Origin of the sequence: Sphingopyxis sp. (assembly GCF_035998965.1) — a bacterium.
Classification (GTDB): Bacteria; Pseudomonadota; Alphaproteobacteria; order Sphingomonadales; family Sphingomonadaceae; genus Sphingopyxis.
In genome coordinates this window covers 1-22,797 of record NZ_DASYHE010000011.1, presented here as the reverse complement: position 1 = coordinate 22,797, position 22,797 = coordinate 1, and the positions used below count along the sequence as shown (strand labels likewise).

General features: G+C 60.5%; 26 protein-coding genes. 19 read left to right on the top strand and 7 right to left on the bottom strand.

Translation table 11 applies throughout. From position 1 onward, the window contains the following. Window positions 1-123: 123 nt before the first annotated feature. Window positions 124-801: a hypothetical protein gene (locus VGN68_RS00955; protein ID WP_327472980.1), complete on the bottom strand. Its 678-nt coding sequence runs from the start codon at window positions 799-801 to the stop codon at window positions 124-126. A gap of 107 nt (window positions 802-908) precedes the next feature. Further along, the gene (locus VGN68_RS00950; RefSeq protein ID WP_327472979.1) at window positions 909-1,562 is read right to left on the bottom strand and encodes an SOS response-associated peptidase; all 654 of its coding nucleotides are present in this window, start codon (window positions 1,560-1,562) and stop codon (window positions 909-911) included. A gap of 84 nt (window positions 1,563-1,646) precedes the next feature. Between VGN68_RS00950 and VGN68_RS00945 the strand changes: the two genes are divergently transcribed. Both VGN68_RS00945 and VGN68_RS00940 read left to right on the top strand, forming a co-directional pair. Next, complete coding sequence (locus tag VGN68_RS00945; protein ID WP_327472978.1) at window positions 1,647-1,916, top strand: hypothetical protein; 270 nt, start codon at window positions 1,647-1,649, stop codon at window positions 1,914-1,916. A gap of 382 nt (window positions 1,917-2,298) precedes the next feature. Further along, window positions 2,299-2,478, top strand: a complete 180-nt coding sequence (locus VGN68_RS00940) for a hypothetical protein (RefSeq protein ID WP_327472977.1) — start codon at window positions 2,299-2,301, stop codon at window positions 2,476-2,478. A gap of 299 nt (window positions 2,479-2,777) precedes the next feature. Here VGN68_RS00940 and VGN68_RS00935 read toward each other — a convergent pair whose 3' ends face one another. Continuing rightward, window positions 2,778-3,122, bottom strand: a complete 345-nt coding sequence (locus VGN68_RS00935; RefSeq protein ID WP_327472976.1) for a response regulator — start codon at window positions 3,120-3,122, stop codon at window positions 2,778-2,780. A gap of 329 nt (window positions 3,123-3,451) precedes the next feature. On the opposite strand from VGN68_RS00935, the gene VGN68_RS00930 reads away from it, so the two are divergent. From VGN68_RS00930 to VGN68_RS00915, 4 genes are all read left to right on the top strand, one after another. Continuing rightward, entirely contained in the window at window positions 3,452-4,891 is a 1,440-nt protein-coding gene (locus VGN68_RS00930; RefSeq protein WP_327472975.1) for a sensor histidine kinase, read from the top strand. After that, on the top strand, window positions 4,884-5,330 hold the full coding sequence (locus VGN68_RS00925) for a response regulator (protein ID WP_327473076.1): 447 nt from the start codon (window positions 4,884-4,886) through the stop codon (window positions 5,328-5,330). The genes VGN68_RS00930 and VGN68_RS00925 overlap by 8 nt, the downstream gene beginning before the upstream one ends. A 1-nt stretch (window position 5,331) precedes the next feature. After that, on the top strand, window positions 5,332-6,420 hold the full coding sequence (locus tag VGN68_RS00920) for a response regulator (protein WP_327473073.1): 1,089 nt from the start codon (window positions 5,332-5,334) through the stop codon (window positions 6,418-6,420). A gap of 263 nt (window positions 6,421-6,683) precedes the next feature. Next, window positions 6,684-7,007, top strand: a complete 324-nt coding sequence (locus VGN68_RS00915) for a DUF1810 family protein (RefSeq protein WP_327473071.1) — start codon at window positions 6,684-6,686, stop codon at window positions 7,005-7,007. A 111-nt stretch (window positions 7,008-7,118) separates the two neighbouring features. On the opposite strand, the gene VGN68_RS00910 is transcribed toward VGN68_RS00915, so the two are convergent. Further along, window positions 7,119-7,727, bottom strand: a complete 609-nt coding sequence (locus tag VGN68_RS00910; RefSeq protein ID WP_327472974.1) for a flavodoxin family protein — start codon at window positions 7,725-7,727, stop codon at window positions 7,119-7,121. Window positions 7,728-7,782: 55 nt separating this feature from the next. Beyond that, window positions 7,783-8,415: a retropepsin-like aspartic protease family protein gene (locus tag VGN68_RS00905; RefSeq protein WP_327472973.1), complete on the bottom strand. Its 633-nt coding sequence runs from the start codon at window positions 8,413-8,415 to the stop codon at window positions 7,783-7,785. 692 nt (window positions 8,416-9,107) lie between these two features. Between VGN68_RS00905 and VGN68_RS00900 the strand changes: the two genes are divergently transcribed. Beyond that, entirely contained in the window at window positions 9,108-9,590 is a 483-nt protein-coding gene (locus VGN68_RS00900; protein ID WP_327472972.1) for a hypothetical protein, read from the top strand. Between the two features lie 57 nt (window positions 9,591-9,647). On the opposite strand, the gene VGN68_RS00895 is transcribed toward VGN68_RS00900, so the two are convergent. After that, a complete protein-coding gene (locus VGN68_RS00895; RefSeq protein WP_327472971.1) occupies window positions 9,648-10,010 on the bottom strand; it encodes a hypothetical protein in 363 nt (120 codons plus the stop codon). 68 nt (window positions 10,011-10,078) lie between these two features. On the opposite strand from VGN68_RS00895, the gene VGN68_RS00890 reads away from it, so the two are divergent. The 3 genes from VGN68_RS00890 to VGN68_RS00880 are packed head-to-tail and all read left to right on the top strand — an operon-like array spanning window position 10,079 to window position 13,427. Then, window positions 10,079-11,653 (top strand): recombinase family protein, encoded by a 1,575-nt coding sequence (locus VGN68_RS00890; protein ID WP_327472970.1) that lies wholly within the window; start codon window positions 10,079-10,081, stop codon window positions 11,651-11,653. Then, complete coding sequence (locus VGN68_RS00885; protein WP_327472969.1) at window positions 11,653-12,546, top strand: plasmid partitioning protein RepB C-terminal domain-containing protein; 894 nt, start codon at window positions 11,653-11,655, stop codon at window positions 12,544-12,546. The genes VGN68_RS00890 and VGN68_RS00885 overlap by 1 nt, the downstream gene beginning before the upstream one ends. Continuing rightward, window positions 12,543-13,427: a plasmid partitioning protein RepB C-terminal domain-containing protein gene (locus VGN68_RS00880; RefSeq protein WP_327472968.1), complete on the top strand. Its 885-nt coding sequence runs from the start codon at window positions 12,543-12,545 to the stop codon at window positions 13,425-13,427. The genes VGN68_RS00885 and VGN68_RS00880 overlap by 4 nt, the downstream gene beginning before the upstream one ends. Before the next feature lie 164 nt (window positions 13,428-13,591). Here VGN68_RS00880 and rtcR read toward each other — a convergent pair whose 3' ends face one another. Further along, the gene (rtcR, locus tag VGN68_RS00875) at window positions 13,592-15,184 is read right to left on the bottom strand and encodes an RNA repair transcriptional activator RtcR (RefSeq protein ID WP_327472967.1); all 1,593 of its coding nucleotides are present in this window, start codon (window positions 15,182-15,184) and stop codon (window positions 13,592-13,594) included. A 319-nt stretch (window positions 15,185-15,503) separates the two neighbouring features. On the opposite strand from rtcR, the gene VGN68_RS00870 reads away from it, so the two are divergent. The 9 genes from VGN68_RS00870 to VGN68_RS00835 all read left to right on the top strand — a co-directional run bounded on the left by VGN68_RS00870 (window position 15,504) and on the right by VGN68_RS00835 (window position 22,723). Further along, complete coding sequence (locus VGN68_RS00870; protein WP_327472966.1) at window positions 15,504-16,730, top strand: RtcB family protein; 1,227 nt, start codon at window positions 15,504-15,506, stop codon at window positions 16,728-16,730. Between the two features lie 31 nt (window positions 16,731-16,761). After that, window positions 16,762-17,178 carry a hypothetical protein gene (locus tag VGN68_RS00865; RefSeq protein ID WP_327472964.1) on the top strand — a complete coding sequence of 139 codons (417 nt, stop codon included), beginning with the start codon at window positions 16,762-16,764 and terminating at the stop codon, window positions 17,176-17,178. After that, complete coding sequence (locus VGN68_RS00860) at window positions 17,175-17,957, top strand: nucleotidyltransferase domain-containing protein (RefSeq protein ID WP_327472962.1); 783 nt, start codon at window positions 17,175-17,177, stop codon at window positions 17,955-17,957. The genes VGN68_RS00865 and VGN68_RS00860 overlap by 4 nt, the downstream gene beginning before the upstream one ends. Continuing rightward, a complete protein-coding gene (rtcA, locus tag VGN68_RS00855; RefSeq protein ID WP_327472960.1) occupies window positions 17,954-18,973 on the top strand; it encodes an RNA 3'-terminal phosphate cyclase in 1,020 nt (339 codons plus the stop codon). Before VGN68_RS00860 ends, rtcA begins: the two co-directional genes overlap by 4 nt. A gap of 150 nt (window positions 18,974-19,123) precedes the next feature. After that, window positions 19,124-19,756, top strand: coding sequence for a thermonuclease family protein (locus VGN68_RS00850; RefSeq protein ID WP_327472958.1), 633 nt, complete (start codon window positions 19,124-19,126; stop codon window positions 19,754-19,756). A 74-nt stretch (window positions 19,757-19,830) separates the two neighbouring features. Next, window positions 19,831-20,067 (top strand): DUF5818 domain-containing protein, encoded by a 237-nt coding sequence (locus VGN68_RS00845; RefSeq protein ID WP_327472956.1) that lies wholly within the window; start codon window positions 19,831-19,833, stop codon window positions 20,065-20,067. Between the two features lie 231 nt (window positions 20,068-20,298). After that, window positions 20,299-20,496: a DUF6961 family protein gene (locus VGN68_RS20505; protein ID WP_414712993.1), complete on the top strand. Its 198-nt coding sequence runs from the start codon at window positions 20,299-20,301 to the stop codon at window positions 20,494-20,496. Between the two features lie 105 nt (window positions 20,497-20,601). Further along, the gene (locus tag VGN68_RS00840; protein ID WP_327472954.1) at window positions 20,602-21,315 is read left to right on the top strand and encodes an endonuclease; all 714 of its coding nucleotides are present in this window, start codon (window positions 20,602-20,604) and stop codon (window positions 21,313-21,315) included. 44 nt (window positions 21,316-21,359) lie between these two features. Further along, window positions 21,360-22,723, top strand: a protein-coding gene (locus VGN68_RS00835) for an IS3 family transposase (protein ID WP_327472952.1) whose coding sequence is annotated in 2 segments (ribosomal slippage) — window positions 21,360-21,707 and window positions 21,710-22,723 — 1,362 coding nt in all. Because the reading frame shifts where the segments join, the coding sequence is not laid out codon by codon here. Window positions 22,724-22,797 lie beyond the last annotated feature (74 nt).

Sequence of the window (22,797 nt, the reverse complement as noted above, 5' to 3'; positions counted from 1 at the left end):
GGCCGCTCGTTTCGATCCTTGCCCTAAAGCCGACAGCCTTTGACCAGAAGTGGCCTGCAAAAGACAGAGGGGCGCAGGATCAAGATCCAGCGCCCCTCACTCGGGTAGATTCAGTTGGCCGGGTTAGCCGCCGGTCGGGGCGGGTGCATCGGTAGGTTTGATGGCAGCTGGCGGACTTACCGCCACGGGTACCGTCATCGGCGCCGCCGATACAGGAACCGCGAGCGGCGCTACGGCCACGTTCTCAAAAGCCAAGACCACGTCTTCATCGATGAATGCGCCGACATTGCCGCCTTTAGGCAGCACCGCGCTCGTGCCTGTGACGAAGAAACCTGCGAGCGGGATAAGCGCGACCGAGGCGACGACCCCGCCAGTGCCGGTTACGCCCTTGTCATCGAATGTCCCTGTCAGCCGGATTTGGCGACCATTGGCGCGCAGATAAAGAACGCGCGCATCGAGCTTGCCCGATTTGCCCCACATGCCTTTGTTGCGCACGGTGGTAATTTCGCCCCACGCCGGGGTACCGGCCGGAATGACTGCCACGTTGTTGACGTGGACGGGTTCGGCAACCTCCATCATAAAGCGCTGACCGACACGCGCGGCTTTTTTCTTGGTCGTAATTTCTTCCATCATGCGCAGCACGACGGGCGTGCCAGCGCGCAGTACGGCATTCGTCGTTGGCGCCTCGGCAATGACGGCAGCTGCAGGTGGCGCAGCCGGCAATGCGACCGGCTCCTGCGCATAAGCTGCAGGCGCAACAACGATAGCGGCCGCAAGCGCGGCACGTAACAAAGCTTTCATGATGACCCCTCCCCTAAGAAGGCGCTGGTATGGAAGGCGAATTGCATTTCAGCAATACGCTATTCTCCGGCCCATCGACGCTGTGGTGCATTGGCCGAAAGTCGGTATTAGATGAGTGTCGGGCCGTCCGAAACTTGTACTTTTCGGGCGAACCAAGGTTCTGAGGTGCGCTCGACGGCCAGCTGGTTTGCAGGGTATTGAGTCACCAGCGCCATCGCTTCCTGTGCGTCGGCGCGAAGCCAGGCTTCGTGCGCTTCGGGATGCAAGATCACCGGCATTCGGTCGTGAATGTGAAACAGCTCCTCGGTCGCATCGACCATGACCCCGGTATAGGCATCGCCCCACTCTACAGTCGGGCGCCATAGCGCCGCCCAGGCGGCGATCGGCTGATCCTCAACGCTGATCCAGGTGCGGGTCATCTGGCCGGGCTTGCCCTCGGCCTCAGCGAACGACGTAAAGGGGATAAGGCACCGCCGAGCAGGATTGGTGAACCATTGCCGCCAGATCGTCCACAGCTTGTCGTCGCGGGCATTGTTGGTCGCTGTTGGCTTGTTCGGCTTTCCGGTGCGCTTGTTCACCGAGTGCCGCGGAAAGCCCCAGGTCATTTGTTGCAGGATGCGCTGGCCCTGATCTTCCCGCACAACGATGCCGGGATATTGCGGATAAACATCGGTCGGCGCGTTGAACCCGTAGGTCGCCGACGTCCTGAACAGGGCCGCCATTTCCTGAACCGTGCTCTTGTTGGTGTAGAGATTGCACACGCAGCAATCATGCCTCGCCAGCACGAGCTGTCAATCGGCAACCAGGCCGATGCGCCAGCGTTCGGCATGCGAAGGAGACGCAAAATGGTCAGCGAATATGATGCCGCCAAGACGGCACCGGTCGAGCGGGTGGCGCGCGTGCTGGCGGGCCATGCCCTCAGCCGCAATGCCGAAGGCGACATGGGGTCGGCGGGCGCCGCCGTCGATGATCTGTGGCCCGACTATGCGCCCGCCGCGCTTGCCGTGCTTCGCACTTTGCGCGAACCGAGCGGCCGCATGATTGCGGTGGGCGACGCCGACGTCTGGGACCGCATGATCACGGCGGCGATCGAAGACGAAACCCTCGCCGACTGAGCCTTACCGCCGTCGACGTAGCTGCCGTTTCCACTCAATGGAGCACGGCATTGGCAACTGCCGTGTGTGATCGACGTTCACGAGTTCCAGCGTCGCGAGTGTCCGCTTCCGCTTGGAGTAATAGCACTGCAGACACCGCATGCGCTTGCGCACCTCGGGCAGCCGATCGTTCCAACCTTTGCGCTCGAACAGATACCACAGTGCGTGCGGGTCGAAGATGCCGACGTTCCCGCACCGGCATGACACCTGGACGGTATGATGCCGGCACGCGACATCGAAAAGGTCGCTAATTGGATTGACGAGCTGACGAGTCATGCTGGACATATGAGAACATTAGTGGAACATCGGTGCAAGCGATTCGGTAGCAACAGTGAGGACAAAGGTGGACAAGTGCGGGCATAATGGACTGTCGGACGCCGATCGTATTGCGGATTATCTTGATCAGCGTGCCTGCCGTTTCCGTGAATATGCCGCCAAAACCGGCAGCGCCGACGCGCGAACGCGCGCCAGCGCATTGCTGATTGAGGCAGGGAATATTCGCGCCGGTCTGATTGAAGATTGACCAGCGGGCTGGCGGGGGATTGTCTCGGCGACATCAACCGATTGCGAATGCGGCAGACATTCACCGTGCAACTGACAAGGATGTAAATTGCCAGCTGCTTGGCATTATCCTACAATTTCAGCACTGCGGGGGACAAAACCAAAACAGGTCGCCGCGGTACATCGCCGCGACCGTTTCGGACGTCGGTTCTAGGCAGTGCGTCCACTCTGCATGGGGCATCGCGGTTTAAGCTTGTAGCCTCCGGCGAGGCAGTGCTCTCGCGCCGGCTTTTCATGCCTATTTCACAGCTCCGGGATAGATCAAATTCGGTCGAGCTCTCGCTCGAGCTGGGCGAGGGTGAAGGGTTTCGTGAGCACCGGCGCTTCGGCAACCATCGCCTCAGCAAAGTGAAAGGGTCCGCCGGTCATGACGAGGAACGGAATGTCCGCGGCCTTCAGAGCGGCGATCACAGCTTCGCTGGTCTGACCATTTGCAAGATGGATATCGACCAGAGCGGCGTCGATTGTCAGTGTTGCGATCTTGTGCAAGCTCGCCGCAACATCCTCGGCGCACCCGGCGACCTCGATGCCCAACGCTTCCAAGTAATTTTCGAGCATCAGGGAAACGAGCGGATCGTCCTCTACCACGAGGATTTGTTTGGGCACGGCGGAGACTCCTCGGCAAGGTTGATGACGCAAGGCTCGACTAGGCACGGGAAGAAAGAGAGCAACTTTTGCCCTCGGCGGTGGTTCCCCGCGTACGTGTTTATAATGTTTTGAAGAATGATCTGTGTTCTGCGGCACAGGCGTCAGGCAAGGCGTCCTAGGCCGAGAGGGGGGACTCCTTCACCGCTGATGCTTGCTCTTGCGCAAGCTACGAGGCAAGGGTTGCCAGCTGTCGGTTTGCAGGGAGCTGGAGGGTGCATAGCGCAATGAATTCAGCCAAGATTTCCGCCCTCGGCAAAGATCACCGGGCGAGCCGGCTCATCCTTGTCATGCTTGCTATAGGATTTGCGGCGCTGCTTGCCGCCGCGGCCGCGTCATTCTGGATCCAGCGCCAGAATGAGGCTGATTCCGGGCTCGTTGCGCATACCCTCTCGGTCGAGGCGAGCCTCAACGGCTTCGCAAGCGCCAACGAGCGAATGGAAACGGCACGCCGTGGTCTTTTGCTGACCGGCGATCCGACCTTTGAACAGCTTATGAGTGGATCCTTGGTCGCGGCGCGGACCCGACTGGGAGTACTCAGCAAGCTCGTTAGCGACAACGCCAGGCAACGCGCGAGGGTCGCGCGGCTCGAGGCGCTTCTCGACGTGTATGAACGACATCATCGGCAGACCTTGCGCTTCAACGCAACCCAGCGGCGGGCGATGCTGGACGGGTTCGCGAACGATGCTGGGGTAAAACATGTGCGGTCGGTGCGCGTCGTCGTGAACGAGATGGCCGAGGACGAGCGCAGCTTGCTCCGCTCCCGGGAAGCGCAGCAAAGGTCGACGCGTCAGCTGTTCAATACCGCGCTGGTTGGCACCGCAATGCTCATTCTCATTGTGGCTGTCGCGACCTTGCTGCTGATCCGCCGCAACCTGGTAGATCTGCGCTCCTCGCGCGAGAAGCTCCGGCTTCTCAACGAGGATCTCGAAACGCAGGTCGACGCGAGGACGTCGGAGCTCAAACGCGCCAATGGGGAAATTCAGCGTTTCGCCTACATCGTCTCGCACGATTTGCGCTCTCCGCTGGTCAATGTGATGGGGTTCACGGCCGAACTGGAAACCGCGCGGCAGGCCATTGCAGGCTATCTGCAGAAGAGCGACCGCGACGGCTGGGATGCGCCCGATGCCGCCACGCGGCTCGCGATCGAGGAGGATCTCCCTGAAGCGATTGGTTTCATCCGCACATCGACGCAAAAAATGGACCGGCTGATCAACGCTATTCTCAATCTGTCGCGCCAGGGTCGCCGGTCGCTCGCGCCGGAACGGCTGGATCTGACCGCGATTGCGAGCGGAATTGCCGATAGCATGCAGCACCGGGTGCAGGAGACGGGAACGCAATTGAATGTTGGGGCGCTGCCGTCGATCGTGAATGACCGCTTGGCCGTCGAGCAGATATTGTCGAACCTGATCGAAAACGCGCTCAAATATCTCAAGCCCGGCCGACCGGGGGTGATCGACGTAACCGGACGCATCGAACAGGGCCGCGCCTTGATCGAAGTCACTGACAATGGCCGGGGTATCGATCCGCGCGATCATGAACGCATTTTCGACCTGTTCCGTCGTTCGGGGCAGCAAGACCAGCCCGGCGAAGGTATCGGCCTTGCGCATGCCCGAGCGCTTGCCTATCGCCTCGGCGGTACCATCGAGGTGGCGTCGGCCTTGGAAGAGGGTTCTACCTTTCGCCTGAGCCTGCCGACCGAATGGCGTAGCGGAGATGAAAATGCCTGATCAGCAACCTGTCAACATCGTGATGATCGAGGATGACGAAGGTCATGCGCGGCTGATCGAGAAGAATATTCGCCGCGCCGGAATCTCGAACAAGATCCATCACTTCACCGACGGCACCACCGCGCTCGAATTTTTGTTCGATGCCGCGGAAGGCCCGGTTCGCAACGGTCCGGCGCTCGTGTTGCTCGACCTTAACCTGCCTGACATGAGCGGCACCGACATCCTCGCCAAGATCAAGGCCGACGGCAGCGCGCTGCGCCGCACGCCGGTCGTCGTGTTGACAACGACCGACGACAAGGTCGAAATCCAGCGCTGTTACGATCTGGGTTGCAACGTCTATATTACCAAGCCGGTCAATTATGAGAATTTTGCCGACGCGATCCGTCAGTTGGGATTGTTCTTGTCGGTGATTCAGGTTCCCGATCCCGACTTGACCTGACCTGAGACCTCCCCTGGCACATATTCTTTACATTGACGACGATGAGGGCATCAGGCGTCTCGTCTCGCGCGCGCTCGTGCGGAAGGGCTTCGAGGTCAGCGTGGCCGCGAGCGGACCCGAGGGTGTCGCGATGACCGGAGAAGGCCGGTTCGACCTGATTGCGGTCGACCATTATATGCCGGGGCAGGATGGACTGGCGACGCTGGAGGCTCTTCGCAAGCTGGCCGACTGCCCGCCTATTGTTTATGTGACGGGCTCCGAAGAAAGCAGGATTGCGGTCGCGGCGCTGAAATCGGGTGCCGACGATTATGTCGTTAAATCCGTTGGCGAGGAATTTTTCGACCTGCTGTGCAGCAGCTTCGAGCAGGTGCTCGAACGCGCGCAGCTCCGGCGTGCGCGCGAACAGGCTGAAGCCGATCTGCGGCAGAGCAATGCGCGCCTCGAGGCCCTGCTCAAGGAAGTAAATCACCGCGTCGCCAATAATTTGCAAATGGTGATGTCGTTCATCGGGCTTCAGTCGAAAAGCCTGGCCGATCCGGCTGCTCGCGAAACTCTGCAGCAAACCCAGCAGCGCATCGCGACGATCGCGCAGGTCAATCGCCGTCTTTACACGACCGATGATGTCGAGTTTGTCGCGATGGACGAATATCTCGCGGCGCTTGCCGCGGATCTGACCGAAAGCTGGTCAACCGGTGCGGGGCGGCGCGAAGTCCGCGTCGATGCGCATCCCGTCAAGATATGCACGGACAAAGCGGTTGCGCTCGGCATGATCGCTAACGAGTGGGTGAGCAACGCTTGTAAATATGCCTATGGCGCGGCGGAGGATGGCGAGATCCGCGTGATCCTTCGGCAGGTCGAGCCGAACACCGTCGAGCTCGCGGTCGAAGATGACGGCCCGGGTCTCCCGGTCGATGGCGCCATTCGCGGAACCGGCTTGGGGACGCGATTGATCGAGGCGCTGGCAAAGACTCACCGCGCCAGCGTACATTACGGCGCCAGCCGTACAGGGCGCGGCACCCGGGCGGCGATCGTGCTGTCCTTGCGATCCGCCGATCGGCCACCGGAGCAGGCGCGCGCGTCCCTTCCATGAGCCGTCGCGTCTGATCGCGCCAATTTCCGCGCCCGCATGACCTGTCAATAGGGCGGACCAAAGCCCTTGCACACCAATGCCCCACGCGTTGTGGCGCGCGCGATCCGCCGCATCGAGGCCGAGGTTCCTGAGCGCGCGCGGGATGGCGTTTCCGGCGTCATAGCCGGTGATAAAGAACGCTGAGCGCCCGTCCGCGTTGAGCAGCATGGCGGGAGCGGCTTCATGCCGGAAGAAACTATCGATGTCATTCTTGCCGCGACCCCCTGACATATCTGCCGGACGCCTTTGCGCAGCTCGCCGAGCTGGGGCGAAGCGCGATGGCGCAGCATTATCCGATTGCCGAGCGAGACGAGGCGCGGGCTTATCTCGCGCATCCGCTGCTCGGATCGCGTTATGTCGAATGCGTGTCGGCGGTGCAGGACCTAATCGGCAGCGACGCCGTCGCCGTGTTCAGCGACATCGACGCGGTGAAGCTGCGCTCGTCATTGACACTGTGCGAGGCGGTCAGCGGGCGGGCGCCATTTGGCGCAGCGCTTGACCGCTGCTTCGGCGGCGAGCGCGAAGCGCAGACGCTGGCGCTTCTGTGACGCCGACACCAAAAGCGTTCCCGTCCGCTCGCGCCACAGGGTCCCCGCGGCGCATAATGTCCCTTTTATCAGCTATTTGGAGCGCGCTTTTCGCCGGGTCATGACGCGCGATCAGCCGGGGTAGGGCGACGCCTTGAGCAGCCGCGCCAGATGCGCCGCATTGCTCGCGACCATCTGCGCGGTTTTCGAAATCATGCGCGGGCGATGTTCGAGGTCCTTGAAGTCGGTCGAGCCCATCGCTTCGCCGACCCAGTAGCAGCCCGCCACCGCGGGGATCGTCCAGCCGACGTCGTTTAGCGCTTGGAACAGCTCGGCGCAGACATGATGCGCGCCATCCTCGTTGCCGACGATCGCGGCGACCGCGACTTTCGAATAGCTGGGCATGCGGCCCGCCTCGTCAGTCTCCTCGAGAAAAGCGTCCATGCGCTCCATCACGAGCTTGGCGACGCTCGAAGGCTGGCCCATCCAGATCGGGGTGCCGAAGATGAGGATGTCGGCGGCGAGGATCGCCTCGCGGATCTTCGGCCAGTCGTCGCCATCGCCTTCGTCGGACGACACGCCCCATTTGACATGATGCGCGGCGATGCGGATCGGATCGGCAACCTTGACGTCATGGTCGGCAAAATGCTCGGCGAGGACGGCGATCATGGCATCGGTCGAGCTCTTGCGCCCTTTGGCCGAAAGCGAACAATTGATGGCGGCGGCGGTGAGCGAGGACATGGCAACTCCTTGAAGCCCCCGTGCCGACAATGTCCAGGCGCACGCCGCGGTTCCCTCAAAGCATCTGCGTATCGTCCTCGGGGACCAGGATCAGGGTTCGATCCTCGACGCGCCAGGATTTGAGTGCCGACAGAAAGTTCATGCCGAGCACGTCGGTGTTGCCAAGCCCTGGCGCGATCACGACCTTGAGCGCGCGGGCCTCGATCGACCCGACCGTCAGCCGATCGAGCGTCCCGGCATCGGCGCGCACGGTGCCGTTCGCGGTATTCATGAGCAGCGGCACGAGGCTCGTGTCGGCGGTGACGCCGGCTTTGGCCGCGGTTGCCCGCGACAAGGCGGTAACCGTGGCGCCGCTGTCGACGAGCATGCGCCGCTTAGTGCCGTTGAGCTCCACCTCCGCCCAGAAATGCCCGTCGCGCCCCATCGGGATGCGGACTTCGTCGCCAACGACCTCTTGTTTGTCGAGCCCAAGGCTCGCGGTCAGGCGCGACAAATTGGGGTCGAAGGGGGCGTGCTGGAGGATGAGGAAGATGCCGAACGCAAGCAGCGCGACCGAGAACAGCGCCCGGAAGGCGCGGCCGACATAGGGGATCTTGAACAGCAGGATGAGGATCAGCGCGGCGCCGAGCGCGTAGACGGCGAGCGTCTGGGTGGACAGATCGGCGACGAGATCGGGAGAGAGGGTCATTATGCGCCCGTTTACAGCGTCCAAGGTGTCGCGTCGCTGAATGATCCACAGCCGTCTGCCGCAGGTCGCTTGACGCGGGTAGGTGCACGGTAGAACATAAAAAGAACATATGAGCCGTTAAACCCCATGACCGCATCGCCTTCCTCCTTTGCCCGGCCTATCTCGCGGTGCGGCTCGGCTTGCGGCAGGTGCGCAACCTCGCCAATATCTATGGCGCGGCTATCATGGGCGCGCGCGGCGATATTCGAGGACTGACGTTGCATATGGCGGATACGAGAATCCCATCGCTGTAGGGCGTTGCCTTCATGTCGAACCAGTTTTTCACGTGTATTTCACAATTTCCGCATAGGGTCCGGTCAACCCCGCCGCGTAGCGACCCACGTGGCGGGGCCACCATGTGCGGGAACCTTCGGCGCAGCGCGCGCTTAGTGTTTCAACCCGGCCTTCACCCCCCCCCCCTTCGAAGGTCGGGCCATTTCACCGATGAGACTCAACCCGCAACCTCTTCGACCTTTTCAGAATAATTCATGACGCGCGGTAACGTAGCGAGAAGGCAAAGCGGGCTCGACAGCCTGAACTGATGAAGCACCCGGCCCAGTCCCGAAAGGGGGGAGGGAGCCAGATCCGGGCGCCCATCGCGCACCAGCGAGTCTGGCTGGCAGCGAAGTGAGAGTTCGATTGCTTTAGAATGCTTGAATCGCATTGCTGACCATGAAAGTTGCATAAGAACTGGACGCGCACAGGCTGCGCATGCGATCCGCATCGAAATCCTCTCCCATTTCCAATCTCGCTGGTCTAAATTGACCGCGGGACATCATCCGAAAACGGGGAGCATCAGGATGTTTATCGCTTCAATTCTATTGGCCGCATTGGCGCCCGCACCGACGGGCAATGTCGACACGACGCGCGCCGCCTTCACAAAGTGTCTTCGCGGGTTCGTCAAAACATCGCTTGAAGCAAAAATGCCCGAGGGAGAATTTGAAATATCGCTGAAATCTACCTGCGAAACCGAGCGCGCCGCCTTCCGTACTGCGATTGTTGCGGCCAATCGCGCCGGCGGTGACTCTGCCGCCGACGCAGCAGACAATGCTGACATGCAGGTCGACGATTATCACGCGAATTTCACTGACAAATACAAAGACTATTCGTCGTCCGGCACCATGCCTGGCGAATGACAATTAGCATGAGGACGCGGGCGCTGGGCTAGCGACCGCGTCTTTCATTTCGCTGATTCACGGTTCGTCCGTTTTCGAATATTGCACGATCGCCAACATTCGAAGCAGTTCTGCCTCGATGCTGCGTAAGCGCATGCCGATTTCAAGATTTCCATGACCTGTCAGACGAAGCACAGTCGTCATCACCGGTTCCGAGCGAGCGGCGAGCGCAATGAGGTGAAGTCCGCTGGGACTGGCGCGTCCCTGTAACCAAGATCGCGCGGCTTTGTCGCTCACGCCCGTCCATCGCATGACGGTCTTCGTGGCAAGGCGACTCGCGCCGAGCTCTTCTCGCAGCGCTTCGCCAATTTCTCTCGCAAACTCCGATTCCGACAGGATAAACCGCGAATTCGGAAGTTGACTACCGCTCTTAGGGACCATGCTCCGGCTCCCCATGCTGTACAACGCCTCAGGCGCAGGCTCGCACGCTTACGCCTGCCGAGGTGGCCATGGTTATACGTTGGTTGGATACAGAAGGGGTAAACGCCCAAACTGAGCCGCCCAAGGCACGAGCGGCCGCATATGTCCGCATGTCGACCGATAACCAGCAGTTCTCGACCGACAACCAGCTGATCGCGATCCAGCGATATGCCGATGGCCGGGGATATGAAATTGTCCGGACTTATGCCGACGAGGGCAAGAGTGGGCTGAACGTCGATGGGCGTCCTGCGCTGCAGAAGCTACTCGCCGATGTCGAAAATGGCCGAGCCGATTTCAGTATCCTGCTCGTGTACGATGTCAGTCGGCTGGGGAGGTTTCAGGACCCTGACGAGGCGGCGCTATACGAGCTTCGCTGCCGACGTGCTGGCCTAGAGGTGCATTATTGCGCCGAGCAATTTGAGAATGATGGCAGCATTGGATCATCGATTATTAAAACGGTGAAGCGGGCTATGGCTGGCGAATATAGCCGCGAGCTCTCGGTGAAGGTTTTTGCAGGCCAAGCGAATTTGATCCGGCTGGGTTTTCGCCAAGGAGGGGCGGCGGGTTTTGGTCTTCGCAGGATGCTCGTCGACCAGGCCGGCGAGGAAAAAGGTGTTCTTGGTCCCGGGCAGCACAAAAGCATCGCAACAGACCGCGTGGTCCTGGTGCGCGGACCCGAAGATGAAATCGAAATTGTCCGCAAGGTCTACCGACGCTTCGTCGATGAAGGCATCTGTGAAAGCGATATTGCTGAGGAGCTCAATCGCCAAGGCGTACTCACTGACCTCGGGAGGCCATGGACGCGGGGGTCGGTCCACCAGCTGCTGATCAACGAGAAATATATCGGTAACAATGTGTGGGCGCGCACCTCATGCAAACTTAAGGGCGCGCATGTCCAGAATGACCCGGGCGAGTGGATCAGGGCCGATGGCGTCTTTCCCGCGATCGTGCCGACCGAGCTCTTCGAGGCAGCGCAGGCGATCATTCGCCAGCGCAGCGCCAAGCTCAGCGATGACGAGATGCTGAAGCTGCTGACCGAGGTATTGGAGCGAAACGGCTATCTGTCGGGGTTGATCATCGATGAGGCGGAGGGCGCGCCTTCAAGCAGTGCGTTTCGAACACGCTTTGGTAGTTTGCTGCGCGCCTATACCTTGGTCGGCTTTTCTCCAGACCACGACTACCGCTATCTCGAGACCAACCGCAAATTGCGCGCCCTGTATCCCGAAATCATTCAATCGATTATCGACGGTGTTATCCAGATTGGCGGCGAGGTTGCCCGCGATCCCGTCACTGATCTGCTGAGGATCAATCGAGAATTCACCGTGTCGTTGGTCATCGTGCGCTGCTCGAAAACGGCAAGTGGGACGCTGCGATGGAAGCTTCGGCTCGACACAAAACTTAAGCCCGACATCACAGTGGCTGTCCGTATGGACAGCAACAACGACAATCCCCGCGACTATTATTTGCTCCCGCATTTCGACCTGCGCGAGGCAATCTACCGATTGGCTGAGTACAATGGGCTATCTCTCGACGCCTACCGGTTCGACGACCTTACCTATTTCTATCAGATGGCGGCTCGCGCCCAGTTCAAGGAGGCAGCATAATGGCGGCACTTCCAGCGCAGCGCGTCGAGATGATCCCGATCGAGCGCGTAACCGTGGTCAACCCGCGGGTGCGGAACAAGGGCAGCTTCAGGGAGATCGTCGAGAACATCTCGAAAGTGGGGCTGAAAAGACCCATCACAGTGACCCGGCGAACGGAGGCGGGAGGGCCATTCTATGACCTCGTCTGCGGGCAAGGCAGGCTTGAAGCCTATATCGAGCTTGGCCAATTGGAAGTGCCTGCCCTAGTGGTGTCAGCAGACACCGAAGATTGTCTTGTTGCCAGTCTCGTCGAGAACTGCGCGCGCCGAAAACATGGCGCCTTCGATCTCTTGAAAGATATCCGGGGCATGGAGCAGCGCGGCGATACGATTGCCGAGGTCGCGCGCAAAACCGGACTTACTCAAGAATATGTAAGAGGCATTTCTCGGCTGATCGAGCGCGGCGAGCAACGGTTGTTGCGGTCGGTAGAAAGTGGGATCATTCCCCTGAGTGTCGCGGTGGAAATCGCTGAAGCGCCAGATCACGAGGTTCAGGCCGCATTGTCGGCCGCTTATGAAAAAGGCCTGCTAAAAGGGCGGAAACTCTTGGTCGCCCGGCAGATCATTGAACGTCGCCGTCGCCATGGCAAGGACCTCGGTGTCCATGGCGGGCCTACCAAGGAAAAGGTCTCCGTAGATAGTTTGGTTCGGGCCTACAAAGACGATGTCGCCCGCAAACGGTCGCTGGTCGCGCGGGCCAATGCAACGCGCGACCGGCTGCTGTGCGTCGTCGAGGCTCTGCGAAGGCTGCGTGCGGATGAGCAATTTACCGCACTCTTGGAAGACGAAGACCTCACCACGCTGCCTGACAATTTGGCGGTCCAAATGCGAGCTGAAAAGGCGGTGCTCGCATGAAGCAGGCACCCCATGTGTTCCGGGCGTTTGAGGATGCAACGATGCGCATCCCCGTATCCGACATCAATTTCCTCTATGAGGTCCGACCTGCCATTCGGACTTCGGTCAAATATGCGCAGATCGCCGCTTCGATAAAAGAAGTCGGCATTATTGAGCCGCCGGTTGTGATCCTCGATCCAACGAGCGAGGGGCGGTTCCGGCTGCTGGATGGCCATCTACGCATCGACATCCTGATCGCGGATGGCGTGAAAGAAGTCGTGTGTCTCATCGCCACCGAAGACGAGGCCTTTACCTATAATCGTCGCCTCAGCCGCATTGCGATCATCCAAGAGCATAAGATGATCCTCCAGGCGGTAAAACGCGGCGCGTCGGAAGAGCGCATCGCCCGGGCTCTCAATGTGAATGTGGCGCTGATCCGTCAGAAACGAAATCTGCTCAATGGCATTTGCTCGGAAGTGGCCGACCTACTTCGCGACAAGCATGTTCCGATCAAGGCTTTCGCCGAGCTCAGGCGGCTCAAGCCGATGCGCCAAGTACGCGCGGCGGAAATGATGGTGGCGATGAACCGCTTCTCGACCAATTATGTAAGATCGATTGTTGCAGCGACGCCCATCAGCGAGTTTGTCGAGGGACGCAAGCCAGTCACGCGAGGCGTGACCGCCGAGCAGCTTGACCTCATGACCCAAGAATCGGGGCGGCTGGATCAGGACATGAAGCAGATTGAGCAGCGCTATGGCGAAGACCATCTCGATCTGGTTTTGGCGACGGCTTATATTGCAAGCCTGCTGGAGAATGCGCGCGTTGTGCGCCACCTTGCTCAGTTCCATCCCGACATCTTCGCGCAGTTTCAGAAGATCGCTGACGTGCAGAAAGCCGCATAACGGGGACCCGGACCCAATAAGCGCGGGGACCGCGGGAGACGCCGCACGCTGGGGCGGATCGAGCGCGGAGGTGGGAAGGGCGGCGAACCCGCAAGAAGCCCACCAGGCCGAAAGGCATAATTCGGCCGCGCGGCATGGCGTGCCAAGTCCTGCACGCCATGCCGCTACTTTTCGCTTGTGATGCTGGCCCAATCGAGATCGAAACGCGCGAGATATTTGCGCAGTCTATCCGCGTCGTTGGTCGATATGCGCTGCTCCCGTGAGGCGGAGAATAATTGCCGCCCTGCGGCAGACAGGCTGCCGCAGCTGCGACAGACCGCGACGACATAGGCGAGCTGGACGCGATCGAACGGATCGATTTGCGCCAGCCGATCGGGTGACAATAAGGCCTCGAGCCCATCTCCCACCTTCGTGTCGCTCGACCAAAGCGAGCGAAGCCGGGACGTTTCCAAGGCGACGGTGTCGACGTCGATGCGGCCCGTTGAGCTGAGCGTCGCCATGCGCGTGATGCTGGCGGCGAGATCCCGAAAATTGCCGCGCCAACGGGCGCCGGGATCTTCGGCAAAACACAGATAACGATCGCGCGCTTCTTTGTTGAAGGTCACCCGCGTTCCCTCGCGCTCGGCAAAGCGCTCGAGTTCATAGTCGAGGTTGGGGGCGATATCCTCTCGGCGCTCGGCCAGGCCAGGAAGGATGAATGTCCAGAGGTTGAGACGCGCAAACAGGTCCTCGCGGAACCGCCCTGCGGCCACTTCATTCACCAGGTCGCGATTGGTGCCGGCAATGAGCTGAAACGCGCTCGCGGTCTCCTTGTCGGAGCCGACCGGCAAGAAGAGCCCGTCTTCGATCGCCCGGAGGATCATCGCCTGCTCGTCGAGACCGAGCTCGCCGATTTCGTCGAGGAAGAGCACGCCCTTGTCAGCCGTCTTGAGCAGGCCCGGACGATCCTGGACCGCGCCGGTGAAAGCACCCTTGCGGTGCCCGAACAGCGCCGACATCGCGCTGTCGCCCTTGAGGGTCGCACAGTTGACCTCGACGAAAGCGCCGCCGATCTGGTGCCGCAATTTTTTGAGTTCATAGATCTTGCGCGCCAGTTGGCTTTTCCCCGCACCTGTTGGACCCATGAGGAGGATCGGTGCACGGCTGCGCACTGCGACTTGCTCGATCTCGTCGATCATGCGGTTGAAGGCAGCGTTGCGGGTCTCGATGCCGTTTTTGAGGAAGCTCGCGCTTTCGGCGCTCGCCTCGGCAAAGCGCGTTGCGATGCTGTCATAACGCGAGAGGTCGAGATCGATGGCGCCCCACGTCCCCACGGGCTGCGGCACACCCCGTTGCGGCTGGGTCTGGAGCAGCCTGCCGGGCAAGTAGCGCGCCTCGGTCAGCAGGAAGAGGCAGATCTGCGCAACGTGCGTCCCGGTTGTAATGTGGATCAGATAATCCTGATTGTCGGGATCGAACGGAAAGCTGCGCGCGAAGTCGAGAAGCTTTCCATAAACCTCCTCGAAGTCCCAGGGATCGTCAAAGTCGAGGAGATGCGGCGCTACTTCAGTCTCGGGGGATACATCGCGGATATCATCGGCGACATATTCGGCGAGGCGGCGGTGATGGGTGCCATGCAGCAGGACGAAGCTATCAACGCGTAGATCTTCCTGCATGCAGATGCTGACCGTCGGCCGCCACTTGTTCCAACGGGAGGGGCCGAACTTGGCAGCGTCGAGTGTCGAGCCAAGAAAGCCGATGACGGTGAGCGGTTTCATAGTCCAATATTATACAGAAATATAATTCACGATACAGATATCTCTCATTTCGGCAAATGCATGCAGGCGATGCTGAATTCATGATCTGAAATACCGCTATATAACAGAGTATTATGGAGAAATTGCGCTTGGCAGATCCGCTTGGCACGGCTTCTGCAAGGATGTGGGCGTCGGGGTTCACGTCTCCCGACAGGCCGAAGCGATGGGGCGGCCGGAATAGGCCGGCCGCCCCAGAACGCATTTGAGGCGGCGTGAGGAATGTTCGGCAAGGCTCGCCTCAAGGCGTAGCTTGCCACAAAGAGAAAGTAGGAGGTCAGCTATGACCCAGACGACCTATGAAGTGCTGAATGTCGAGGGCGGGCGCCCGGTCAAGATGTGGACCCGCGGCGTGCCGGTGGAGGACGGCGCCCGCGCGCAGCTCGTCAAGGCGGCGCAGATGCCGTTCGTGTTCAAACATGTCGCGGCAATGCCCGACGTCCATGTTGGCATTGGCGCCACGGTTGGATCGGTCATCCCGACCAAAGGCGCAGTGATCCCGGCTGCGGTCGGGGTGGACATCGGCTGCGGCATGATGGCGGCGCGCACTACGCTGATGGCGAACGATCTGCCCGACAATCTGGAAGCTATCCGCTCGGCGATCGAGGCGGCGGTGCCGCATGGCCGCTCAGTCGGTCGCGGCCGGCGTGACCATGGATCGTGGGGCGATCCCCCGCAGGCCATCGTCGACGCCTGGGCGACGCTCGCCGAGCGGTTCGGTCATGTCGTCGCCAAGCATCCACGGCTGAAGAACACCAACAACCTCACGCATCTGGGGACGCTCGGAACGGGCAACCATTTTATCGAGCTGTGCCTCGACCAGGATGCGCGGGTGTGGGTGATGCTGCATTCGGGGTCGCGCGGCGTCGGCAATGCGATCGGCACCTACTTCATCGAGCTGGCAAAGAAGGACATGCGCAAATGGTTCATCAACCTGCCCGATGACGACCTCGCCTATTTCCCGGAAGGGACTGACCACTTCGACGATTATGTTGAAGCGGTCGGCTGGGCGCAGGACTTTGCGGCGCTGAACCGGCGCATGATGATGGCGAACGTCATCGCTGCGCTCCGGCAGCAGATTGCGAAGCCCTTTGAAGCCGAAGCCGAGGCGGTGAACTGCCATCACAATTATGTGACGCGTGAGAACCACTTCGGCGAGAATGTGCTCGTTACCCGCAAGGGAGCGGTGCGTGCGGCGAAGGGGACGATGGGTATCATCCCGGGTTCGATGGGCGCGAAATCGTTCATCGTGCGCGGGCTAGGCAACCCGGAGTCGTTCGACAGCTGCAGCCATGGCGCAGGCCGCGTCATGAGCCGCACCGCGGCTAAGAAGCTCGTCACCCTTGAGGAGCATATTGCCGACACCGCGGGCGTTGAATGCCGCAAGGACGAAGGCGTGATCGACGAAACACCCAAGGCGTACAAGCCGATCGAGGCGGTAATGGCGGCGCAGGCCGACCTCGTCGAGATCGTCCATACGCTGAAGCAAGTGGTGTGCGTGAAGGGGTGACCCCTTCACGCCGCCATCGGGGAGATATCTGGTGAAGCGGATTTTGTGCTGTGCTGCTTGCGGGACGCGACTGACGCATGCGCTGACGATCGTGTCGAGCAAGGCGCCTGGCGTGGAATCGCCCGAGCATGAAGATGGCAAGCCCCTCACTCCGTGCGGGGCCGCCTTCAAGAGTTGGGAGCCGATTGAACGATCCTATGGCAATGAGCCAGCGTTACTCGAATTTGCTCCGCAATATTGGTTGAACCCGGAGGATCTAGACGGGAACGTCTGCAATACGACCAATGCGCGCCGTCTCAACGGCTGCTGCGGTCTCGATGGTTGCGATGGCCCCAATCAGGATTGCCAATGTGGTGCTGATGTCGGCACCTTGCGCACCGATTGCTGGACCCCGCTTGTGTTCATTCCCGATCCGCGAAGCACCAACTGGATAGAAGAAGAACGATGAGTATCAACGCCGCGATCCGCCACGAAATCGAAAACCGCCTCGCCGCGATCGAGGCGGAGGACGAGGTGCGTCTGCTACTCGCGATCGAATCCGGTTCGCGTGCGTGGGGATTTCCGTCGCCCGATAGCGACTATGATGTGCGCTTTATCTACGTCCGTCCGCGCCGCGATTATCTCGCATTGAGCCCGGTGCGTGACGTGATCGAGCGGCCGATCGTCGACGAGATCGATCTCAATGGCTGGGATATCCGCAAGGCGCTGGGACTGATGCTCAAAAATAATTCGGTTCTGTCGGAATGGATCGAATCTCCGATTCAGTATCGCGATGCCGATCCCGTCATTGCGCGAATTGCCGAACTTGAGGATCGCTATTTCGATCCGCAGAGCTATGCCTTGCACTATGCTAGTCTAGGTAAAGCGGCAGTCGCGCGCTGGTTTGAGCAAGGCGAAGACATTGCAGTCAAACGCTACTTCTACGCGCTGCGCCCCGCGCTTGCGATCCGGGTGTTACGGCTCGATCCGTCGCGCCGACCTCCGATGCAGCTGCAGGCGCTCATGGCACGAGCCGATTTGCCATCAACGCTCTGTGGCGAGATCGATCGGTTGGTAGAGCTCAAAGCAGAAACGCGTGAAGCTGGCATGGTAACGCGAGTGAACGCGCTCGAGGCCATGATCCTCGACGAACTCGGCCGGGCGGCCGAAGTGCCGGCGCGCTCGGAGAGCGAAGCTTTTGCGAGCGAAGCTAATGAGCTGTTTTTAGATTTGGTAGACGACAAATGATAATCATCGATGGTTCTGAAGGCGAGGGCGGGGGACAGGTGCTGCGCTATGCTTGCGCACTCTCGCTCCTCACTGGCGAGCCGTTCACAATTGAGAATATTCGTGGTGGGCGCGAGAAGCCGGGACTCATGCGTCAGCATGTGACAGCGATCGAGGCCGCATGCGTAATCGGCGGCGCAGAATGCACTGGGCTTGCCGTCGGCTCGACCAGCATTAGCTTTCGGCCTGGCGCCGTCACACCTGGCGACTATCATTTTGCCGTCGGCACGGCCGGCAGCACGGGTCTCGTGCTCCAGACGGTCCTGGTGCCCCTGATGCTCGCTAGCGCACCCTCGCGGCTCGTGATCGAGGGCGGCACCCATGCTCTGGCGGCACCGCCGTTTGACTTTATCGAGCGGACGCTGCTCCCGGTCATCAATCGCATGGGGCCGACCATCACGGCAAAACTGGTCCGGCACGGATTCTTTCCGCGTGGGGGTGGCCGGATCGAGATCGATATCGAGCCGGCTCCGCTGCGCGCGATCGAGTGCATCGACCGCGGTACAGCCGGACCGGTGCAGGCGACAGCGATCATCGCGGGGATTCCGTTCGACGTTGCAGAGCGTGAGCTGAAAGCGGCACAGAAGGTGCTGATAGAATGGCCCGCGGAAGCCTTCGTGACGCGGCAGCTTCCTTCCGATCAGGGGCCAGGCAATGCGCTCCTGCTCGAGGCGAGCTTCGAACAGGTGACGGAACTGATGTCGGCATTTGGCAAGCTTGGCGTGCCGGCCGAACGCTTGGCGAAGACGGCGGCTAAGCGCATGGCGGGCTATCTCGCGTCAGGTGCCTTTGCCGGTCCTTATCTGCAGGATCAGCTCCTGCTCCCGATGGCTCTTGCTCGTGGCGGCGCATTCACGACGGTCAAGATCAGTGAGCACACGCGAACGGCTGCCAGCCTAATCGAGCGCTTCCTTGGGACGGGCTTCAGGATAAGCGAGCGTGAGGAAAGCGCTAACCTCGTGGAGGTCGTCCGTTAGGGCGATCACCATTCCTTCAGACCGTTCGCAAGCCAATTTGCTTTGGTTTGGATTTCGGCCATTTGGCTCGAGCTATGATGCTCAAGAACTTGGTAAGCTAGCCGCGCTAAGTTCGTTCGCATGAAATGGCTTTTTGTAATCGGGCTGGCGTTGACGCCGCTTTCCGCATCCGCGCAGGACATTAGTGGCTCGGGCCGGGCGATGGACGGCGACTCTCTCGACATGGCGGGGATCGTCGTCCGCTTGCACGGTGTGGACGCCCCCGAGCTCAACCAGAATTGCGCGCGCGAGGGACAAAGCTGGGCATGTGGCAAAGAAGCGTCCGCGAAATTGGCGCAACTGGTGAACGGTGCGGAATTGCAATGTAAGCAGCGTGATGTCGACGACTATGACCGGATCGTCGCCAGCTGCACCGCGCGGCAGATAGATCTGGGCCAAGCCATGGTCGAAGCGGGCCTTGCAGTTGCGTTGCCTCAGTTTAGCGATCGCTATATCGGTGCCGAGGCGCGCGCCAAGTCCCTAAAGCTGGGCATCTGGAGTTCCGACTTCCAACAGCCGGCTGACTATCGGGCCGCCAATCCCAGGGTTCATCGGCCCAAGCCGAAGGCATCCGCCGTGCGCCAGCCTGTTGCATCGCCGGCGCCGTCCGGCGTCTTTTACCGCAATTGCAATGCGGCATGGGGAGCGGGTGCCGCGCCGTTATACCGCGGTCAGCCCGGATATCGGCCAGAAATGGATGGCGACGGTGACGGGGTGGCTTGCGAGCCATTTCGGCGTCGCTGAGCATTTAGGCTGGGTTGAAAGGCCTTCAGCCAAAGTTTCTGGCGCGGTGTTGCGACTTTGCGTAGGCCAAAGACATGACCATGATCGGCGCGAGAATCGAAGAGACAGGGACGTTGCTCCGCGACGCGGGCGGTTTCTCACTTCGCCGTGACCTTGGCGGCCGGTGGCGCCTCGACTTGCACCGCGTTCCGGTCGACCATATCGAAAAGCGTGTTCGCATTACGGGCATCGTGGTGGGTGAAGACCTTGTCGATGTCGACGGTGTAGCGCCTGAGAACATTGCTCCTTCACCGCTCGTCGCTGGCGCGTAGCCCCAGCGCGCCACCTGCACCGCTAGATCAAGTATTTAAGGGCCTGCCACGCCCCGACGAGGAATGAGCCGCCTACCAACGCGGTCGCAATCCAGAATTCTATAGCGAGCGCCCGGTCGCGCCATTTGGGTCCGCGTTCTTGCATAGGCTCTGCATGACAGCGCGAAATATTGTAGGAAAGCGATAATTCGTACCTCGTGATCCCAGCTGAAATGCCCTTATACGGACCGGGTGATTACTCCTGAACAGCATGTCTGGGCCTGTGCTCTTGCAGTCGAACGACAGCATGGACCGCGCGCTGTCGTCTTTGCGGCGGAGCGTATTGGCGCCCTGGTGCTGCAAGGTGACACGGCTGGCGTCGAGATGTGGAAGGCCATTGCCGCGCGTCTCGACGACCTATCGCAGACGGACCGTGGCGAAGTGACATGAAGCGCAAGCATCGGGTTGCGCGGCAAATTGTCGGTTCACTCGAGAACAGGGTTCACCGGAACTAATCCGATTGAACTGTCGTGTGCGGATCGCCACAAGGCATCGATGATCAATTTTCGAACTACATTCCTTCCGTTGCTGCTCGTGCTTTCGGCCTGCGCCGCGCAATCAAGCCCTGGTCCGCAGGGCGCTGTTTCCGCCGCTGCTCGCCCGCTCAAACTCGCGAGCTGGAACATGGAATTCCTGGCCGAGCATAATGGCGTGGGCTGTGAGCCGCGCACGGACGAAGACTATGCCGCGATGCGCCGGATCGTCGACCAGATCGACGCAGACGTCATCGCATTTCAGGAAGTCGAAAATATCGGCGCGGCGGCGCGCGTATTTGATCCTGCGCGCTACGAGGTCGTAATGGAAGCAAGGCCGGGAAAGCCGAGCGGTACCTGTGGTGGTAAGAACAGCAGCCAATCGGTCATTCGCCAAGCGGTAGGCTTTGCGGTCCGCAAGGGCCTTGCATTCGACCGCCATCCCGATGTGACCTCATTGATGCTTGGCAATGCGCAGCTACGGTCGGGTGTCGACATCACCCTCAAGCCCCAAGCGCGTGCTCCGATACGGTTGCTGAGTGTTCACCTGAAATCTGGATGCTTCAGCGGCAGTGAAGCGAAAGCATGCCCGGTCTTGATGCAGCAGGTGCCTGTGCTCGAGGCCTGGATCGACGCAGTGGCAGCGGGGCCGGATCGATTTGCAGTTCTTGGAGATTGGAACCGCCGTCTCGCCCTGTCCGCCGTCAGCACCAATGGCACAGAATTGAGGTTGTGATTTAAGGAGGATTTGGGCTTCGTCGTAGTGACGAAGGAACGAAGATGAAGCCCAAATCCTCCTTGAAAAAATCGCTGACGAAGGCCCCTGCTGAGCGGGTGGTGAAGGACATACGGCGTGCGACGCGCCGGCACTTCTCCGCAGAGGACAAAATCAGGATCGTGCTGGAAGGCTTGCGCGGTGAGGACAGCATTGCCGAGCTGTGCCGCAAGGAAGGCATCGCCCAGAGCCTGTATTACACCTGGTCGAAGGAGTTCATGGAGGCCGGGAAGCGACGGCTTGCTGGCGACACAGCCCGCGCCGCAACCACCGGCGAGGTGCAGGACTTGCGCCGCGAAGCCCGTGCCCTGAAGGAATGTGTGGCCGACCTGACACTCGAAAACCGCCTGCTCAAAAAAAGCATGATTGCGGATGGGGGCGACGACGAATGAGGTATCCCGCATCCGAGAAGCTCGAGATCATCAGGATCGTCGAGCAGTCACATCTGCCGGCCAAGCGCACGCTGGACCAGCTCGGCATCGCTCGCCGGACCTTCTATCGGTGGTACGACCGCTACCTCGAAGGCGGGCCGGAGGCCCTGGAAGATCGGCCATCGGCGCCAAGCCGGGTGTGGAATCGCATCGGTGATGACATCCGGGACCAGATCGTCGAGATGGCGCTGGAGACGACCGAACTATCCCCTCGAGAACTGGCTGTGCGCTTCACCGACGAGAGGCGCTACTTCGTGTCGGAAGCCACGGTTTACCGGCTTCTCAAGGCCCATGACCTGATCACCAGTCCGGCCTATGTCGTGATCAAGGCCGCCGATGCGTTCCACACCAGGACCACCCGCCCGAACGAGATGTGGCAGACCGACTTCACCTACTTCAAGATCATCGGGTGGGGCTGGCTGTACCTATCGACCGTGCTCGACGACTTCTCGCGCTACGTCATTGCCTGGAAGCTGTGTACCAACATGCGGGCCGAGGACGTGACCGACACGCTGGACCTCGCCCTGGCGGCTTCCGGCTGCGACAGCGCCACGGTGCTGCACAAGCCCAGGCTGCTCAGCGACAATGGTCCGAGCTACATCGCGGGCGAACTGGCCGAATATATCGAGGCCAACAAGATGACCCATGTCCGCGGTGCCCCCATGCACCCGCAAACCCAGGGCAAGATCGAGCGCTGGCACCAGACCCTCAAAAACCGCATCCTGCTCGAAAATTACTTCCTGCCTGGCGATCTTGAGGCCCAGATCGAGGCCTTCATCGACCATTATAATCACCGACGTTACCACGAAAGCCTCGGTAACGTGACGCCCGCCGACGCCTACTTCGGCAGGGCACCGGCCATCATCAAACAGCGCGAAAGGATCAAACGACAGACCATCCAATATCGGCGCTTGCAGCACCGAAAGCTCGCCGCCTAATATCAATCCCCAGACGAGGCCCGCTCTCCACTAATTTACGCCGCGATCTGCGCCAAATGTTCTGACGACGGACA

Bases quoted from the DNA above. Each gene is read 5' to 3' on its own strand.
- VGN68_RS00945 (WP_327472978.1), top strand. From the start codon at position 1,647: ATGGTCAGCGAATATGATGCCGCCAAGACGGCACCGGTCGAGCGGGTG.
- VGN68_RS00840 (WP_327472954.1), top strand. From the start codon at position 20,602: ATGATCAATTTTCGAACTACATTCCTTCCGTTGCTGCTCGTGCTTTCG.
- VGN68_RS00880 (WP_327472968.1), top strand. From the start codon at position 12,543: ATGAAGCAGGCACCCCATGTGTTCCGGGCGTTTGAGGATGCAACGATG.
- VGN68_RS00925 (WP_327473076.1), top strand. From the start codon at position 4,884: ATGCCTGATCAGCAACCTGTCAACATCGTGATGATCGAGGATGACGAA.
- rtcA (WP_327472960.1), top strand. From the start codon at position 17,954: ATGATAATCATCGATGGTTCTGAAGGCGAGGGCGGGGGACAGGTGCTG.
- VGN68_RS00955 (WP_327472980.1), bottom strand. From the start codon at position 801: ATGAAAGCTTTGTTACGTGCCGCGCTTGCGGCCGCTATCGTTGTTGCG.
- rtcR (WP_327472967.1), bottom strand. From the start codon at position 15,184: ATGAAACCGCTCACCGTCATCGGCTTTCTTGGCTCGACACTCGACGCT.
- VGN68_RS00860 (WP_327472962.1), top strand. From the start codon at position 17,175: ATGAGTATCAACGCCGCGATCCGCCACGAAATCGAAAACCGCCTCGCC.
- VGN68_RS00885 (WP_327472969.1), top strand. From the start codon at position 11,653: ATGGCGGCACTTCCAGCGCAGCGCGTCGAGATGATCCCGATCGAGCGC.
- VGN68_RS00905 (WP_327472973.1), bottom strand. From the start codon at position 8,415: ATGACCCTCTCTCCCGATCTCGTCGCCGATCTGTCCACCCAGACGCTC.
- VGN68_RS00870 (WP_327472966.1), top strand. From the start codon at position 15,504: ATGACCCAGACGACCTATGAAGTGCTGAATGTCGAGGGCGGGCGCCCG.
- VGN68_RS00895 (WP_327472971.1), bottom strand. From the start codon at position 10,010: ATGGTCCCTAAGAGCGGTAGTCAACTTCCGAATTCGCGGTTTATCCTG.
- VGN68_RS00845 (WP_327472956.1), top strand. From the start codon at position 19,831: ATGACCATGATCGGCGCGAGAATCGAAGAGACAGGGACGTTGCTCCGC.
- VGN68_RS00930 (WP_327472975.1), top strand. From the start codon at position 3,452: ATGCTTGCTATAGGATTTGCGGCGCTGCTTGCCGCCGCGGCCGCGTCA.
- VGN68_RS00910 (WP_327472974.1), bottom strand. From the start codon at position 7,727: ATGTCCTCGCTCACCGCCGCCGCCATCAATTGTTCGCTTTCGGCCAAA.
- VGN68_RS00890 (WP_327472970.1), top strand. From the start codon at position 10,079: ATGGTTATACGTTGGTTGGATACAGAAGGGGTAAACGCCCAAACTGAG.